Below are 14,867 nucleotides of genomic sequence, written 5' to 3'. Positions count from 1 at the left end.
ACTTCCCATCCAGAAATGGAGTAAGACCCCTTAGAGACTATGAGGTTGATAGGTTGGAGCTGTAAGTGTAGTAATACATGTAGGTGACCAATACTAACGGTTCGAGGGTTTGACCTAAAAAAACAAGTGACAATAAATCACTTAAAACGGTTAAATGAAAAATAAAATGATTATGTTTAGTTTTGAAAGTATAATGCTTTCTTAAGTGTTTGGCCCAGTGGTACAGTTGGTTAGCACGCCGCCCTGTCACGGCGGAGGTCGAGGGTTCGAGTCCCTTCTGGGTCGTTAGTGAATAAATAATATTAAATATTAGGTCTATTCACTGTAAATGTGGTCGCTTAGCTCAGCTGGGAGAGCATCTGCCTTACAAGCAGAGGGTCATAGGTTCGAGCCCTATAGCGACCATATGCCGACGTGGCTCAATTCATACGAAGACCGTACTTTGGTCTGAGAGGCAGAGGTACTCTGCCAAGTGAGCCACCAAGGCAAACTTGTCTAATTTAATATGCCGACGTGGCTCAATTGGCAGAGCAGCTGACTTGTAATCAGCAGGTTATCGGTTCGAGTCCGATCGTCGGCTTATATGGAGGGATTCCCGAGTGGCCAAAGGGGGCAGACTGTAAATCTGTTACGATAGTTTCGAAGGTTCGAATCCTTCTCCCTCCATCATTTTAATTTGTGTAACTTAATAACGCGGAGTGGAGCAGCTAGGTAGCTCGTCGGGCTCATAACCCGAAGGTCGTAGGTTCAAATCCTGCCTCCGCAACCATTATGCCCAGATAGCTCAGTCGGTAGAGCAGAGGACTGAAAATCCTCGTGTCGCTGGTTCGATTCCGGCTCTGGGCATTTATTATGGGTCACTAGCTCAGTTGGTAGAGCACTTGACTTTTAATCAAGTGGTCCCGGGTTCGAATCCCGGGTGGCTCATTAACAAAATATCCTATGACTAATGAAAACATTGGTTGTAGGATATTTTTTTAACTTAATTGTTTAAAAAATTTTAAATTTATCATAATATTAAATAAAATATATTTAAAAATATTAGAATATAATTAACTATAAGTAAAGTGGGAGTGAAGAATAATGAATAATTTTCTTACAGAACAAGATGTAAAAAAATTAAAAGAAGAAATTGAATATCGTAAAGTAGTTACACGTAAGGAAATTAATGAAGATATTAAAGAAGCAAGAGCTCATGGAGATTTAAGTGAAAACTATGAGTATAAAGCTGCAAAAAGAGAACGTGGCAAAAATGAAGGAAGAATACGCTATCTTGAAAGAATGATAAAAACAGGTAAAATTATTACGGATACGGCACGTCCTGAAGAAGTTGGATTAGGTAAAATTGTAACAGTTCAATTTATGGAAGATCAATTTACTGTTGATTATATGATTGTTACAACTGTAGAAACTGATGCTATTAACAATAAAATAAGTATAGAATCCCCTCTTGGTAAAGCAATTTATAAGAAAAAAGTAGGAGATGAAGTAATAGTAGATTCTCCAGATGGTAATTATACAATACGCATAGAGAAAATATTAATTAATTAACATTTATAAGTAGGAGATTATCCTACTTTTTTTTATTGATGTATTATTTTAGATAAAATGATGAAAACTAAAGAGAATAAGTAGAAAATAGTATGAATATAATAGATAGGAATATGAAAGGAGTGATAAAGTACATGCAGCATATAGAATACAATATACTTAAAAGAGCTAAGCATGAGGCAAGAGAAGCAGATAAAATTTACAATTTCTTACAGAGTAGATCAATTAATATTCAGGATTTTAAGGCAAACCCTGATAGATATTCTGATATTATTAAAGAATATAGTAGAGAATGTATTACTAAAAGTTTATATGAAGAAAGTAAAGAAAGACTAGAGCGAGAATTTAATAGACTATGTGAATACCATACTCAAAATGAAGCAGAACTTACAAACGCGTTTTATAATACAGCTAAGCAGATTATAGTGTCATCTGAAATAGATTCAGAACACGTGTAATAATATAAAATTTTAAAAGGTTGAATATTTCGACCTTTTTTTTAGTTTAGAAAACCATTTGAATTAGATAGTTTAATCTTGTACACTTAGAGTATACAAAATAGAATTTATTAAAGAAAAGAGTGATAAGGTGATTTCACCTTTATATAATAAACTTATAGATTTTAGTGCTACTAAATTATCTTTTCATATGCCAGGTCATAAATTTGGAACAATAGCAGATATCCATAAAATTAATTTATCACTATTAGATAATACTGAAGTTGTAGGAATGGATAATCTGTATGAGGCTGATGGTATTATAAAACAAGCTATGGAACTTATGGCAGATTTTTATGGTGCTCAAAATACAATATTTCTTACTAATGGGGCTACAGCAGGAGTACTTGCTAGTATTATAGCCTTATGTAAGGATAATGAAAAAATAATTGTAGCTAGAAATTGTCATCATAGTGTAGAAAGTGCTTTAATTTTATCAGGTGCTATTCCTATTTATATAAACCCTCAATATTTACAAGAGAGTCATTTGTTAGGAGAAATAACGCCTCAGGATATTAGAACAGCTTTAGAGACCTATCCAGATGCAAAAGGCGTTATCATAGTAAGTCCTACATACGAAGGCATTGTATCTGATGTTCAAGCAGTAGCGGATGTAGTTCATGAATACGAAAAAATACTTATAGTTGATGAAGCGCACGGTGCTCATTTTGTGATAGGTGAGGATTTTCCGCTAAGCAGTATACATCAAGAAGCCGATATAGTTATAAACAGTATGCATAAAACATTACCAGCGCTTACTCAAAGTGCACTGCTTCATATATGCTCCGAGAGAGTGCCATATAGTGATATATTATCAGCACTAAGAATGATCCAAACAAGCAGTCCATCTTATATGATGATGGGTCTTATGGATTATATACGATGCTATATTTTAGATAATAAAGATGAGATAAGACGGCATTATATCGATAGCCTTATAGAGGTGAGAAATAATTTAAAAGCATTAAAATATCTAAAACTTATAGAACTGCCTAATAAACAATATGATATCAGCAAAATAGTTATTTCTACGGCTTATACAAATATAGATGGCTATAAACTAGCTGAAATATTAAATGATGCGTATAATATTACGGTAGAAGCAGCCCTGAGTACTTATATCATTTTAATAACTACAATGGCAGATAATAAAATAACACTACAAAGAGTAGAAAAGGCACTTAGAGCTATTGATAATAGTATTAATCATTGTAATAATAAATTGATAGAAGATTCCTTTTTTATGCAAGATATAGCAGAAGGTATAAGTTTAAGAAAAGTTTATTATGCAGATAAAGAATGGATGATTATTGATCAGTGTGAGGGGAAGATTATTACCAAAGCTATTATGCTTTACCCACCTGGCGTTCCTATGGTTTGTATTGGAGAAGTATTAATGAGAGAACATATTAAACTCGTTTATGCATTTAAAGAAAAACTCCAAGGTATTAGGTTGATAGATAAAAATATTTTAGTACAAGTTGTTAAATCAACTAAATCAAATTAAATCAGATAAATTATGCTATAATTAAAATAACTAAATTAAGAAACAGAAAGATAGGCATGACTTGTGGAGGATAAAATGGCAGGAAAAGTTATTACAATCGAAAGTGGCTCAGATGCCAGTGGCAAGGCTACACAGACAAAAAAATTATATGAAAGGCTTCTTAGGGATGGATACTGTATAAAAAAAGTGGAGTATCCTAATTATAATTCAGATTCAGCTGCTCTTGTAAAAATGTATTTAAGCGGTAAATTTGGAAAGAATGCAAATGATGTAGATCCGTATATTGCATCTACATTTTTTGCAGCAGATAGATATGCTTCTTATAAAACAGAATGGGAAGCATTTTATGAAGAGGGTGGGATAGTTATTGCAGATAGATATACTACGTCTAATATGGTTCATCAAGCCTGTAAATTACAAGATGAAAAAGAAAGAAATACTTTTTTAGAATGGTTATGGGGATATGAATTTAGTTTATATAAACTGCCTATACCAGATTGTGTAGTATTTTTAGATATGCCTGTTTCATATAGTATAGAGTTGATGAATAATAGAAAAAATAAGTTTACAGGAACTAAGGAAAAAGATATTCATGAAAGTGATATAGACTATCTTAAAAGTTCATATAATAATGCCTTAGAGGTGGCTAATAAGTATAATTGGATAACAGTACCTTGTACAGCATCTGATAAACTTAGAAGTATAGATGCAATACATGAAGAAATTTATAAACATGTGTTACGTGCTCTAAATGGATAATATAGTCATATACTCTTTCTTGCAATAAGTACCAGATTACTTTAAAATAAAGATAATGGTCTTAAATGGTTTAAAGATATACGGATATGGTAAATAATAATAAACATAGTATAATTGGGGGATTTTTATGGCGAATATACAAGTAAATAATATACAAATGCCTACTTTAAGAGAATTGCCTGGTTCCCAAGATATTAAGGTAGATAAAGGATTTAAGTTTACGCTGCTTAGTCAAATTGAAGAATCTGATCTTCATGATAAAATAAAAGAAATGATAGAAGGCATTACAGCTCAAGGCAATAAATTATCTGAGCATATGGATATCAGAGATTTAAAGACATATAGAAGTATGATATCAAACTTTATTAATGAGGTAGTTGTAAACTCTCATAAGTTTTCAAGAGATAATTTCTTAGATAAAAGAGGCAGACATAGAGTTTATGGTATTGTTAGAGTGATTAATGAAAAGCTGGATGCTCTTGCGAAGGAGCTTATAAGCTCAGAAAAAAATCAAATAGATCTATTAGATAGAGTTGGAGAAATACAAGGATTACTTCTAGATATTGTTACTTAGATGTTCGTGAATACACGAACATTTTTGTTATGAAATAGGAAGTTTCATCTTGGGGGCAAGGAGATAAAATGGAAGAATTTAAAAATATTATAGGCAATGAAGATGCAAAGGCATATTTTCTAAAAACGCTTGATAAAAACAAATTATCACATAGCTATATATTTGAAGGTCCTTATGGGGTAGGCAAAAATACTTTTGCAATGGAGCTTACAAAGTATATTTTATGTGAAAATAAGAAAGAGAATATCCCATGTGGTACATGTCCTTCATGTCATATGATACAAGCGAATACCCATCCAGATGTAATTACTATAGAAAAAGATACCAAGGTTACTAAAATAGAAAATATAAGACATAATATTATAAGAGAAATGGATACAAAGCCCTATCATTCTAAATATAAAATAGTTATTGTAAAAGCTGCGGATTCAATTACTATAGAAGGGCAAAATGCTATGTTAAAAACAATAGAGGAGCCCCCTAAATATGGCATTATTATACTTGTGTGTGAAAACACTGCAAAACTCTTGCCGACTATTAAATCAAGATGTATCACTATTAGATTTAATCCTCTAAATAGAGAAGACTTAGCAGCCTATCTAAATCTTAAAAATATACAAGGAACTAGGAGAGAACTGCTTTCTAAGCTATCGCATGGAAGTATTGGAGTCATTAATGACATATTAGAGGATGATCAATATTTAGAATTAAGAAAACAAAGTATTTTTTATCTAGAGAGGCTTGATAAAGCGGACCTAATAGGCGTATATGATCTAGTAAAAGAATTAACAGATCAAAAAGATCTGATAGAACGTATCTTAGAATTTTGGCTCCTATGGTATAGAGATATTGCGGTAGTGAAAAAAACAGGGACAAGTGATTTATATTATATTGATCAAGAAAAACACTTGTTGGACATGGCGTATAAATTAACGTATAATAAAGTGAGTAATAATATTGATAATATTAAGACAGCATTATTAGATATTAAGCAAAATATATATAATACATTTGTAATAGAGAACTTATTACTGAAGCTGAAGGAGAGAAAAAAATGATAACCGTAATAGGTATAAGGTTTAGGCGTGCGGGCAAGATATATTATTTTGACCCAGAAGACGCAGCCTACGAGCAAGGACAGCATGTTATAGTTGAAACTGCCAGAGGCGTTGAATATGGAGAAGTTGTTATTTCAAATAGAGAAGTTAAGACAGAAGAAGTTATACAGCCACTTAAAAAAGTTATCAGACTCGCTACAAGTGAAGATGATGAAAAATATCAGCAAAACAAGGCTAAAGAAAAAGAAGCTTTTAGTATATGTAAGGAAAAAATTATTAAACATGGTCTAGATATGAAGCTTATAGATGTCGAGTATACTTTTGATAATAATAAGGTACTATTTTACTTTACCTCTTATGAAAGAGTAGATTTTAGAGAACTGGTAAAAGAGCTTGCATCTATCTTTAAAACCCGCATAGAGCTTAGACAGATAGGTGTAAGAGATGAAACGAAAATGTGCGGAGGCATGGGGATTTGTGGCCGTGGACTTTGTTGTAATACATTTTTAGGTGATTTTCAGCCAGTGTCTATTAAGATGGCAAAAGAACAAAGCTTATCACTTAATCCTATTAAAATATCAGGCATATGCGGCAGACTTATGTGCTGCTTAAAATATGAACAAGATTGTTATGTAGAGATAAGAGGCAGGTTACCTGAAGTCGGAGACATGGTTATTACGCCAGAGGGCAAAGGTGAAGTCCTATCTGTAAATCTCTTAAGAGAGCAAATAAAAGTAGCTGTTAAGAAAAAAGATAAAGATAAAGAGGAAAAAGAAGCAATTATTTTCTCAAGTAAAGATATAAAGATTGTTAATAGGAAGAAAAAATGCTGCGAAGGACATGTTGAGAATGAATTTGAAGGATTTGACTTTAGCTCGCTCGAATGAGAGAATAGATGACTTAGAGAGAAATGGATATAAAATTATACAAAATCCCGAAGTATTTTGCTTCGGGATTGATGCTATACTTTTGGCGCACTTTGCCAAGGTAACAAAAGCGTCTCAAAAAATATTAGATATAGGTACAGGTACAGGAATTATTCCGATATTAATGCATGCAGCTTACCAAAAAGGAAGTTATATTGGTATAGATATTCAGCCAGATATGGTTGAAATGGCAAATAGGTCTTCAAAACTTAATCAGATTGAAGAGAGTGTTAAGTTCTTAAATATTGATATCAAGCAATATAAAGATAACTTTAAATGGGAACAATTTGATATTATCACAACTAATCCTCCCTATATGAAGGGAGAAGCAGGTCTTAAAAATGAGCATCCGTCTATTCGAATGGCAAGGCATGAAGTCTCATGTACGCTCGAAGATATTATTGTTGCAAGCAGCTTCATGTTAAAAAACAGAGGCAAGCTTTATATGATACATAGGCCCCATAGGCTAATTGATATCATGAGTCATATGAGAAATTATAAACTTGAACCTAAAAGAATGCGGTTTGTACATCCTAAACCAGGTAAAGCGCCTACAATGGTGTTGATAGAAGCTGTTAGAAATGGGGGCCCTGAACTTAGGGTAGAACCTCCGCTTATGGTTTATAATGAGCAGGGTGTTTATACAGATGAGATCTATGACATTTATGGCAAGATAAAGGAGCAAAGTTATGAGTAGTTATGGCATACTTACCTTATGTGCAACTCCTATAGGTAATTTAGAAGATATTACTTATAGAGCGATCAGGTTACTAAAAGAAGCTGATTTTATTGCAGCAGAAGATACAAGACATACAAAACAGCTATTAAATCATTTTGAGATAAATACATCTTTAATAAGTTATCATGAGCATAATAAAATAGAAAAAGGTAAGCAAATTATAGAACGTCTCAAAGAGGGCAAAAACATAGTACTTGTTACGGATGCAGGCACACCAGGCATTTCGGACCCGGGAGAGGATTTAGTTAAACTTGCTTTAGAAGAAGGGATCAATGTAACTTCGGCTCCAGGAGCAGTAGCTGGCATAACAGCTCTTATTATATCAGGACAATCTACTAGAAGATTTGTATTTGAAGGTTTTTTACCCTCTTCTAAAAAAGAAAAAGCACAGGTGCTTACGGCGCTTAAAGACGAAACGAGAACGATAATACTATATGAAGCGCCTCATCGTTTACTAAAAACGCTGGAGAGTTTATATGAAACTTTAGGAGACAGAAGTATTACAGTTACTAAAGAGCTGACTAAAAAATATGAAATGGTACTTAAAACAACCCTTAAAGATGCTACTCAAAAATATACTTTGGAAGATCCAAGAGGAGAGTATGTACTTATTATAGCAGGAAGAGATATCAAAGAACTTCAGGCTGAGATCCAAAAAGAATGGACAAGCCTTTCTATTGAAGAACATATGAAGATATATTTAGATAAAGGTATGGACGAGAAAAGTGCTATGAAGCAAATAGCAAAAGATCGGGGCGTAGGTAAAAGAGAGATCTATGCACTTTTACATGGTTAATAGCCATGAGCTCTTTATTTTAAATAATTTCTGCTCAAAATAAAACAGTAGGCATCAAGCCTACTGTTTTATTTTGTAAATAGAAAAGTTTTTTGGTTGCTTCTTGTTAGATTGTTTTAAAAGTATTAAAAAGTGGAGAAGAAAAAATATCAGAGTCCTCAGCATCCTCTATAATACATTCCCCTGCATCACCAATATAAAATATTACCTTATCTCCATTTATAAGACCAAGACTTAAGCTGAAATGAGCATTAATATTAAGTATAAGTTCTTTAATTTCATCTGTTAGTGAAGCAATAATCATTGCATAACCTTCTTTTTCTTCTAAAGCATCTTCAGTAGATAATAATTCATTAGAAAGATTAGCAATATGAGCAGCTTTTAAGAATGTATCTTTAAAATTCATTATTTCTAAAGAGGCCTCATTAGGGAAATAGATATTTACTTTATCACATATATTAAATAGGTAGGTAAAAGTTTCTTTTAAAGTATTTGAGGGTATATTTGATAACGCGCAGTATTTTCTCATAAAGTAGTAAACTCCTTGTCATTTGCATTTGTAAGATTCAATAATCTTATTATACTTAAATATACCTAAAGTATCAATTAAAGATAGTATTAATTAGATTTAGAATGATTAAGATAATAACCATTCATAAGTAAAATGACTCTTAAAAGTATCTACTAATTCAGGATAGTTATAAAAGCCTTCTTCCATCAAACGATTAGAAAAAATCATTTGAACTTCATCATTAGCCATCATATTCCAAAAGTATGATAAAATGCCCTCGGCAGAAAAATTCTTTAAGGTATCCAATATAGTTAAAAAATCATATTTAATCTCAGGAGATATATAAGGAGAGTCAATTATAGGATTAAATAACTCTGCTTGTAGAAAGTCTAATAGTTCTTGTTTTTTATTCATAACTATATATTGCCTCCTTTTAAAGGTAAATGATATATGAGGGGGGAATCCCTATTATTATAGATATTCAGGAAATATCACCAATATGCTACAGTAATATAAAAGTATAACCAAAAAACAAATAAATATTCAATATAGAAAGTTGTTTTTAAAATATATTATGGGAATACTATTTAGGATTATAAAAAGCATTTTAATATCTATACTTAAACGGGAGATAATACAATGAAGATAATGACTTTTAACGTGAGATCAGATAATATATTAGATATGAAAAATAGATGGCAAGATAGAGAAGACATTGTTTATGACTTACTTGAAGAATACCCTTGTGACATATTAGGTATGCAGGAAGTATCTAACAGCATGCATAAGGATATTGAAGAAAATGTACAGGATTATGAAATAATAGGTATGGGAAGAACAAGAAAGTTATTCGCAGAGAAAAATAGTTTACTTATATCAAAAAAACATTCCATCGTCGAACATGAAACTTTCTGGCTTTCAAAAACACCTAAAAAAGCAGGGAGTACTATATGGTATTCATTATTTCCACGGATCTGTACTACTGCTATTGTACAGTGTGAGAGTAAGTTAAAGGTGCGGGTGTATAATACACATTTAGACGTTTTATTGCCTCATGCAAGAGAATATGGTTTAAAAAAGATCGGAGAATTTATTGAAAAACACCATGCTAAAGAAAAGCTACCTTGTATATTAATGGGAGATTTTAATGCGACACCTAATAGTAAAGTGATACAAGAGTTTTCAAGAGGCAGCTATATGAATAAAAAGTTTATTGCTGTACAAGAAACTGATAAGAATCTTTATAAAAAAACAACAATGGGTATGTTTAAAGGGAATCAAAAGGGCATGCATATAGATTATATATTTGTATCTGAGGAGTTTACTATTAATGATGTAGAGATTTTAAGGTATAATAAAGAGGGTAAATATCCTTCTGATCATTATCCTGTTATTGCAGATGTTGAGATTTAGAAGGGGGAGTAATGGGGGGAACTTAGATGGCGTATTTCATTAGAGATGAAGAAGAATTTAATGAATGTATATTTCTAGATGAGATTATTGAGGATCAGGCAGCTAGAAATGTTATTTTTAGGGATGTATTATTTAAAAATGTTGTATTTATAGATTGTGATTTAAGCGGAGCAGAATTCATTAACGTACAATTTGAGCATTGCGATTTATCTAATATTAATTTAGATCAAGCTATTGTTCATAATACGCAATTTTTAGATTGTAAGCTGATGGGTACTTACTTAACAGATACATCTATGCAAATAGTTACATTTAATAACTGTAATAGTGAGTATGCTATATTTAGTTCAAGTCATTTAAAAGAAGTTTGTTTTATAGAGTGTAAAATGAATTATAGCAGTTTTTCAAATTGTAAGTTTAATCAAGTTAAGTTTACAATGTGTGAGCTTCTGCGTGCAGATCTAGCAGGAACTAGACTTAAAGGGACAGACTTCACTACTTGTATTATAAGTGAAGTGACTATAAAAATTGAGAATTTAAGAGGGGTTATTCTAACACCATTACAAGCATTAGAGTTCAGTAAACTACTAGGTATTATAGTTAAGGAAACATGAGCCTATAAAATTTACGAGGCTCAAAATTACATAGATTAAGATAAAAATAATAAATAAGATCGAGGTATGACTATGAATCAATTTAAGGATTATACACTAAGTACGGAATTACTTAAGGCTATTACTATGTTAAATTATAAAAATCCGACACAGGTTCAACAAGCTGTAATTCCCACAGTACTTGAAGATAAGGATATCGTTGTAAAGTCACAAACCGGAAGTGGTAAAAGCGCAGCCTTTGCTATTCCAATTTGTGAAAAAATAGTATGGGAAGAAAATAGACCTCAAGCATTGGTACTTACACCAACGAGAGAACTTGCAATGCAGGTAGGTCAAGATTTTTTTAATATTGGAAGATTTAAGAGACTGAAAACAGTAACAGTTTATGGGAAACACTCTTTTACAACAGAACAAAAAGACTTAAAACAAAAAACGCATGTAGTAGTAGGTACCCCTGGAAGAGTTTTAGATCATATAGAAAGAGGAACACTTATACTTGATGGGATATCCTATCTTGTAATAGATGAAGCTGATGAAATGCTTAATATGGGATTTATAGAGCAAGTAGAAAGCATTATAAGTGCATTGCCTAAAAAACGCATCACTATGCTTTTTTCAGCTACCCTACCAGAAGATATAGAAAAACTTTCAAAAAAATATATGCAAAATCCTGCATATATAACGATCCAAAGGGACGAGAAGATATCGGATAAAATAGAACACACGCTTTATGAAGTGAGACAAGAGGCTAAACCGGAAGCTTTACTAGATATTACTATTGTAGAAAATGCAGAAAGTTGTATTATTTTTTGCAATACCAAACAAGCAGTAGATGAACTGTTTGACAGAATGACACAACTTAATTATACCTGTGAGAAGATCCATGGAGGGATGGAGCAAGAAGACCGTTCAAAAGTAATGAATGACTTTAAACGAGGCTATTTTCGCTATCTTATAGCTACAGATGTTGCAGCAAGAGGAATTGATATAGAGAATATAGAACTGATTATTAACTATGATATACCACAAAATAAAGAAAGTTATGTGCATAGAATAGGAAGAACCGGACGTGCAGGCAAAGAAGGAAAGGCCATTACATTTCTTACGCCTTACGAAGAAAAGTTTCTTTTAGAGATAGAAAATTATATAGCATTTAAAATACCAAGAAAGGAACTGCCAGATCATGAACAGGTCAGGAGTTTAAGAGCCGCGTTCGAAGAAAAGATGACTATAAGGCCAAAGGTGAAACAAGATAAGGGTATAAGTTTAAGTGAAGGGATTATGAAGCTGCATATTGCATCCGGTAAGAAAAGTAAGATGAGACCAGTAGATATAGTAGGGACTCTTAGCAATCTTCAGGGTATGAGTGCAGAGGATATTGGCATTATTAACGTACAAGACGTTTCTACCTTTGTAGAGATATTAAATAATAAAGGGGATATGGTATTAAAAACGCTTCAAACAACACCTATAAAAGGAAGACTCAGAAGAGTGAGTAGGGCTAACCAATAAAACAAGGAAATACTTGATTCATAGGCAGCAGGGGAATATAATATTCTAAAGAAATCATATTTTTGCTGCATTGTACTATGAATAAGGAGACGTATCGAAGTGGTCATAACGAGAACGACTCGAAATCGTTTTGTCCAGAAATGGGCACGTGGGTTCGAATCCCACCGTCTCTGTTAAAAACTTCATTATATCTGAGGCATCAGACAATATGGGGGCTTAACTCAAGGGGAGAGTGCTACAATGGCATTGTAGAAGTTGTGGGTTCAAATCCCATAGTCTCCACGCAATAAGAGACTCGCCAAAAGATGGCGGGCTCTTATTTTTTTGCTTAAAAATAGCGTTTATTGAACTATAGAAGAATCAATAGATAGGTTTTACGGTGCAAGTAAAGAACTGGAAGAAATATGCTTCTTTTAGAAAAGATGAAAATATTAACAAGTAGGCTTTAGACAGCATATAGTATATAAGACTTAATAGTGTTTTATTCATTGAATATTCTAGAAGAAAGTTGGTGCTGTTGCCATGAAGACAGTTATTTTTTGCGGTGGAAAAGGCACTCGTATGCGTGAAGAGACTGAATTTCGTCCAAAACCAATGGTACTTATTGGTGAAAGACCGATTATTTGGCATATTATGAAAACCTACTCTTATTACGGTTTTCGTGACTTCATATTATGTGCAGGATACAAAGGAGATATGCTCAAAAGATATTTTATTGAAATGTGCTGGCTGAACAATGATATTTCAATTACTACAGGGACACACCCTAATGTGAAATTTCATACGAAAAATGACGAGATATGGAATGTTACAATCATTGATACTGGGGCGGAAGAACAAACCGGCAGGCGTATTAAACAAGTTCAGAAATACATTGATACGGATGATTTTATGCTGACTTACGGGGATGGGCTTAGCAATGTAAATATACTCAAACTCTATGAAACTCATAAACAAAAGGGTAAAATTGCAACGCTTACCGGAGTTAATCCTACGTCACCTTTTGGTGTATTTCAAACACATAACGGTGTAGTAACTGCTTTTAGAGAAAAACCAGTATTAGAAGACTGTATTAATGCAGGCTATATGGTTTTAAATAAAAAAGTGTTTGACTATATACCTGATACCGATTGTGCATTTGAACAAGAGCCGCTTCATAAGCTTGCCCTTGATTCAGAAATATCTATTTTTAAACATGATGGTTTTTGGACGGCAATTGATACTTGTAAAGATAGTGAAAGAGTTAATAAACTGTGGAAAAAAGGAGAGGCTGCATGGAAAGTTTGGGAGTAGATTTTTCAAAATCCTTTAATAGTATATTTTATGGTAAACGGGTTCTTGTAACAGGTCATACAGGGTTTAAAGGCTCGTGGCTTTCTGTGTGGCTTTATTTAATGGGTGCCAAAGTAATAGGATATGCACTTGATCCTGCATCGAATCTTGATAATTTTGTATTATGTAAAATGAAAGATAAAATGATTGATATACGAGGAGATATTTGTAACAAAAAGAAGCTACGAGAAGTATTTGAGTTTTATAAACCTGAGATTGTCTTTCACCTTGCTGCACAGCCTATTGTTTCTCTTTCTTATAAAAAGCCTATCGAAACGCTAGAAACTAATATTATAGGAACAGCTAATATACTTGAAAATATAAGGCTGTCAGATGATGTTAAAGCAGGTGTAATGATTACTTCTGATAAGTGTTATGAAAATAAAGATCAGATTTGGGGATATCGTGAAGATGATGCATTAGGCGGTTTTGATCCCTATAGTGCCAGTAAAGGCTGCGCTGAGATCATCACCCATGCATACAGAAGATCTTTTATACTATCAGATACTAATACATTATATAAAAAAGCTATTTCATCAGTAAGAGCAGGGAATGTGATAGGCGGGGGAGACTGGTCGCCAGACCGGATTATTCCTGACTGTATCAGAGCACTTAAAAGCAAAAAAGCTATACCCATTAGAAAGCCCCATGCTGTAAGACCATGGCAGTTTGTATTAGAACCTTTATATGGCTATCTGCTTATTGCATCAAAGATGATGCAGGATGCAGATAAATACAGCGGAGCGTGGAATTTTGGTCCAGATTTTAACTCTGTTGTACCTGTCAGTGAAATTGTTAGTTTGGTCATTAAACTTTGGGGAGATGGAAGCTGGGAGGATATATCAGACCCTCAAGCTGTGCATGAGGCAGGCTTATTAAATCTTGACTGTACTAAGTCTAAGACACTTATTGGGTTTAGGCCAAAGCTTACCTTATACGAGGCAATAGAACAGACGCTACATTGGTATAAATCTTATGAGAGTGAGGATGTTTTTAGCCTTTGTGAAAGGCAGATAGCAGATTATTGCTTAAGAGGCTCTCTATAAAATACAGGAAATAAGTTATAAATTATTAAGAA

At 32.9% G+C, this 14,867-nt stretch carries 16 protein-coding genes, 9 tRNA genes and 1 rRNA gene; 24 read left to right on the top strand and 2 right to left on the bottom strand.

Going from position 1 to position 14,867, the window contains the following annotated elements; all coding sequences use genetic code 11:
- The 17 genes from BN3326_RS22220 to rsmI all read left to right on the top strand — a co-directional run.
- Positions 1-117 (top strand): 23S ribosomal RNA (locus tag BN3326_RS22220); the annotation flags it as partial.
- A 94-nt stretch (positions 118-211) separates the two neighbouring features.
- A tRNA-Asp gene (locus tag BN3326_RS08555) sits at positions 212-285 on the top strand.
- 47 nt (positions 286-332) lie between these two features.
- Positions 333-405: transfer RNA gene (locus tag BN3326_RS08550), tRNA-Val, on the top strand.
- 102 nt (positions 406-507) lie between these two features.
- Positions 508-580: transfer RNA gene (locus BN3326_RS08545), tRNA-Thr, on the top strand.
- Between the two features lie 5 nt (positions 581-585).
- Positions 586-666, top strand: a tRNA-Tyr gene (locus tag BN3326_RS08540).
- Positions 667-692: 26 nt separating this feature from the next.
- A tRNA-Met gene (locus BN3326_RS08535) sits at positions 693-769 on the top strand.
- A 4-nt stretch (positions 770-773) separates the two neighbouring features.
- Positions 774-846, top strand: a tRNA-Phe gene (locus BN3326_RS08530).
- A gap of 8 nt (positions 847-854) precedes the next feature.
- Positions 855-927 (top strand) — tRNA-Lys (locus tag BN3326_RS08525).
- 156 nt (positions 928-1,083) lie between these two features.
- Positions 1,084-1,551, top strand: coding sequence for a transcription elongation factor GreA (gene greA, locus BN3326_RS08520; protein WP_069998751.1), 468 nt, complete (start codon positions 1,084-1,086; stop codon positions 1,549-1,551).
- A 134-nt stretch (positions 1,552-1,685) separates the two neighbouring features.
- Positions 1,686-2,009: a hypothetical protein gene (locus BN3326_RS08515; protein ID WP_069998750.1), complete on the top strand. Its 324-nt coding sequence runs from the start codon at positions 1,686-1,688 to the stop codon at positions 2,007-2,009.
- A 130-nt stretch (positions 2,010-2,139) separates the two neighbouring features.
- The gene (locus BN3326_RS08510; protein WP_069998749.1) at positions 2,140-3,555 is read left to right on the top strand and encodes an aminotransferase class I/II-fold pyridoxal phosphate-dependent enzyme; all 1,416 of its coding nucleotides are present in this window, start codon (positions 2,140-2,142) and stop codon (positions 3,553-3,555) included.
- 75 nt (positions 3,556-3,630) lie between these two features.
- The gene (locus tag BN3326_RS08505) at positions 3,631-4,314 is read left to right on the top strand and encodes a dTMP kinase (protein WP_069998748.1); all 684 of its coding nucleotides are present in this window, start codon (positions 3,631-3,633) and stop codon (positions 4,312-4,314) included.
- A 127-nt stretch (positions 4,315-4,441) separates the two neighbouring features.
- Positions 4,442-4,888, top strand: coding sequence for a YaaR family protein (locus BN3326_RS08500; RefSeq protein WP_069998747.1), 447 nt, complete (start codon positions 4,442-4,444; stop codon positions 4,886-4,888).
- Between the two features lie 68 nt (positions 4,889-4,956).
- Positions 4,957-5,946, top strand: coding sequence for a DNA polymerase III subunit delta' (holB, locus tag BN3326_RS08495; protein ID WP_069998746.1), 990 nt, complete (start codon positions 4,957-4,959; stop codon positions 5,944-5,946).
- On the top strand, positions 5,943-6,833 hold the full coding sequence (locus BN3326_RS08490; protein ID WP_069998745.1) for a PSP1 domain-containing protein: 891 nt from the start codon (positions 5,943-5,945) through the stop codon (positions 6,831-6,833). The genes holB and BN3326_RS08490 overlap by 4 nt, the downstream gene beginning before the upstream one ends.
- The gene (locus BN3326_RS08485; RefSeq protein ID WP_069998744.1) at positions 6,796-7,569 is read left to right on the top strand and encodes a tRNA1(Val) (adenine(37)-N6)-methyltransferase; all 774 of its coding nucleotides are present in this window, start codon (positions 6,796-6,798) and stop codon (positions 7,567-7,569) included. Before BN3326_RS08490 ends, BN3326_RS08485 begins: the two co-directional genes overlap by 38 nt.
- Complete coding sequence (rsmI, locus tag BN3326_RS08480) at positions 7,562-8,407, top strand: 16S rRNA (cytidine(1402)-2'-O)-methyltransferase (RefSeq protein WP_069998743.1); 846 nt, start codon at positions 7,562-7,564, stop codon at positions 8,405-8,407. Before BN3326_RS08485 ends, rsmI begins: the two co-directional genes overlap by 8 nt.
- A gap of 106 nt (positions 8,408-8,513) precedes the next feature.
- Here the strand turns inward: rsmI and BN3326_RS08475 are convergent, their stop codons facing one another.
- Both BN3326_RS08475 and BN3326_RS08470 read right to left on the bottom strand, forming a co-directional pair.
- A complete protein-coding gene (locus tag BN3326_RS08475) occupies positions 8,514-8,936 on the bottom strand; it encodes a hypothetical protein (RefSeq protein WP_069998742.1) in 423 nt (140 codons plus the stop codon).
- Between the two features lie 108 nt (positions 8,937-9,044).
- The gene (locus tag BN3326_RS08470; RefSeq protein ID WP_069998741.1) at positions 9,045-9,332 is read right to left on the bottom strand and encodes a hypothetical protein; all 288 of its coding nucleotides are present in this window, start codon (positions 9,330-9,332) and stop codon (positions 9,045-9,047) included.
- Positions 9,333-9,557: 225 nt separating this feature from the next.
- Here BN3326_RS08470 and BN3326_RS08465 point away from each other — a divergent pair, with 225 nt between their 5' ends.
- The 7 genes from BN3326_RS08465 to rfbG all read left to right on the top strand — a co-directional run bounded on the left by BN3326_RS08465 (position 9,558) and on the right by rfbG (position 14,835).
- On the top strand, positions 9,558-10,331 hold the full coding sequence (locus tag BN3326_RS08465) for an endonuclease/exonuclease/phosphatase family protein (RefSeq protein WP_069998740.1): 774 nt from the start codon (positions 9,558-9,560) through the stop codon (positions 10,329-10,331).
- 26 nt (positions 10,332-10,357) lie between these two features.
- Positions 10,358-10,945, top strand: coding sequence for a pentapeptide repeat-containing protein (locus BN3326_RS08460; protein WP_069998739.1), 588 nt, complete (start codon positions 10,358-10,360; stop codon positions 10,943-10,945).
- Positions 10,946-11,017: 72 nt separating this feature from the next.
- Positions 11,018-12,457, top strand: a complete 1,440-nt coding sequence (locus BN3326_RS08455; RefSeq protein ID WP_171903799.1) for a DEAD/DEAH box helicase — start codon at positions 11,018-11,020, stop codon at positions 12,455-12,457.
- Between the two features lie 85 nt (positions 12,458-12,542).
- Positions 12,543-12,630: transfer RNA gene (locus BN3326_RS08450), tRNA-Ser, on the top strand.
- 37 nt (positions 12,631-12,667) lie between these two features.
- Positions 12,668-12,739, top strand: a tRNA-Ala gene (locus tag BN3326_RS08445).
- 240 nt (positions 12,740-12,979) lie between these two features.
- Positions 12,980-13,750: a glucose-1-phosphate cytidylyltransferase gene (rfbF, locus tag BN3326_RS08440; protein WP_069998737.1), complete on the top strand. Its 771-nt coding sequence runs from the start codon at positions 12,980-12,982 to the stop codon at positions 13,748-13,750.
- Positions 13,732-14,835 carry a CDP-glucose 4,6-dehydratase gene (gene rfbG / locus BN3326_RS08435; protein ID WP_069998736.1) on the top strand — a complete coding sequence of 368 codons (1,104 nt, stop codon included), beginning with the start codon at positions 13,732-13,734 and terminating at the stop codon, positions 14,833-14,835. Before rfbF ends, rfbG begins: the two co-directional genes overlap by 19 nt.
- Positions 14,836-14,867: the final 32 nt, after the last annotated feature.

It is taken from the genome of Cellulosilyticum sp. I15G10I2 (assembly GCF_900095725.1).
In the GTDB taxonomy this organism is placed as follows: domain Bacteria; phylum Bacillota; class Clostridia; order Lachnospirales; family Cellulosilyticaceae; genus FMMP01.
This window is presented reverse-complemented; position numbering and strand designations above follow the sequence as displayed.

What these genes read in the sequence shown, in the direction of transcription:
- greA (WP_069998751.1), top strand. Translation starts at nt 1,084, where the DNA reads ATGAATAATTTTCTTACAGAACAAGATGTAAAAAAATTAAAAGAAGAA.
- BN3326_RS08515 (WP_069998750.1), top strand. Translation starts at nt 1,686, where the DNA reads ATGCAGCATATAGAATACAATATACTTAAAAGAGCTAAGCATGAGGCA.
- BN3326_RS08505 (WP_069998748.1), top strand. Translation starts at nt 3,631, where the DNA reads ATGGCAGGAAAAGTTATTACAATCGAAAGTGGCTCAGATGCCAGTGGC.
- BN3326_RS08500 (WP_069998747.1), top strand. Translation starts at nt 4,442, where the DNA reads ATGGCGAATATACAAGTAAATAATATACAAATGCCTACTTTAAGAGAA.
- holB (WP_069998746.1), top strand. Translation starts at nt 4,957, where the DNA reads ATGGAAGAATTTAAAAATATTATAGGCAATGAAGATGCAAAGGCATAT.
- BN3326_RS08490 (WP_069998745.1), top strand. Translation starts at nt 5,943, where the DNA reads ATGATAACCGTAATAGGTATAAGGTTTAGGCGTGCGGGCAAGATATAT.
- BN3326_RS08485 (WP_069998744.1), top strand. Translation starts at nt 6,796, where the DNA reads ATGAATTTGAAGGATTTGACTTTAGCTCGCTCGAATGAGAGAATAGAT.
- rsmI (WP_069998743.1), top strand. Translation starts at nt 7,562, where the DNA reads ATGAGTAGTTATGGCATACTTACCTTATGTGCAACTCCTATAGGTAAT.
- BN3326_RS08475 (WP_069998742.1), bottom strand. Translation starts at nt 8,936, where the DNA reads ATGAGAAAATACTGCGCGTTATCAAATATACCCTCAAATACTTTAAAA.
- BN3326_RS08470 (WP_069998741.1), bottom strand. Translation starts at nt 9,332, where the DNA reads ATGAATAAAAAACAAGAACTATTAGACTTTCTACAAGCAGAGTTATTT.
- BN3326_RS08465 (WP_069998740.1), top strand. Translation starts at nt 9,558, where the DNA reads ATGAAGATAATGACTTTTAACGTGAGATCAGATAATATATTAGATATG.
- BN3326_RS08460 (WP_069998739.1), top strand. Translation starts at nt 10,358, where the DNA reads ATGGCGTATTTCATTAGAGATGAAGAAGAATTTAATGAATGTATATTT.
- BN3326_RS08455 (WP_171903799.1), top strand. Translation starts at nt 11,018, where the DNA reads ATGAATCAATTTAAGGATTATACACTAAGTACGGAATTACTTAAGGCT.
- rfbF (WP_069998737.1), top strand. Translation starts at nt 12,980, where the DNA reads ATGAAGACAGTTATTTTTTGCGGTGGAAAAGGCACTCGTATGCGTGAA.
- rfbG (WP_069998736.1), top strand. Translation starts at nt 13,732, where the DNA reads ATGGAAAGTTTGGGAGTAGATTTTTCAAAATCCTTTAATAGTATATTT.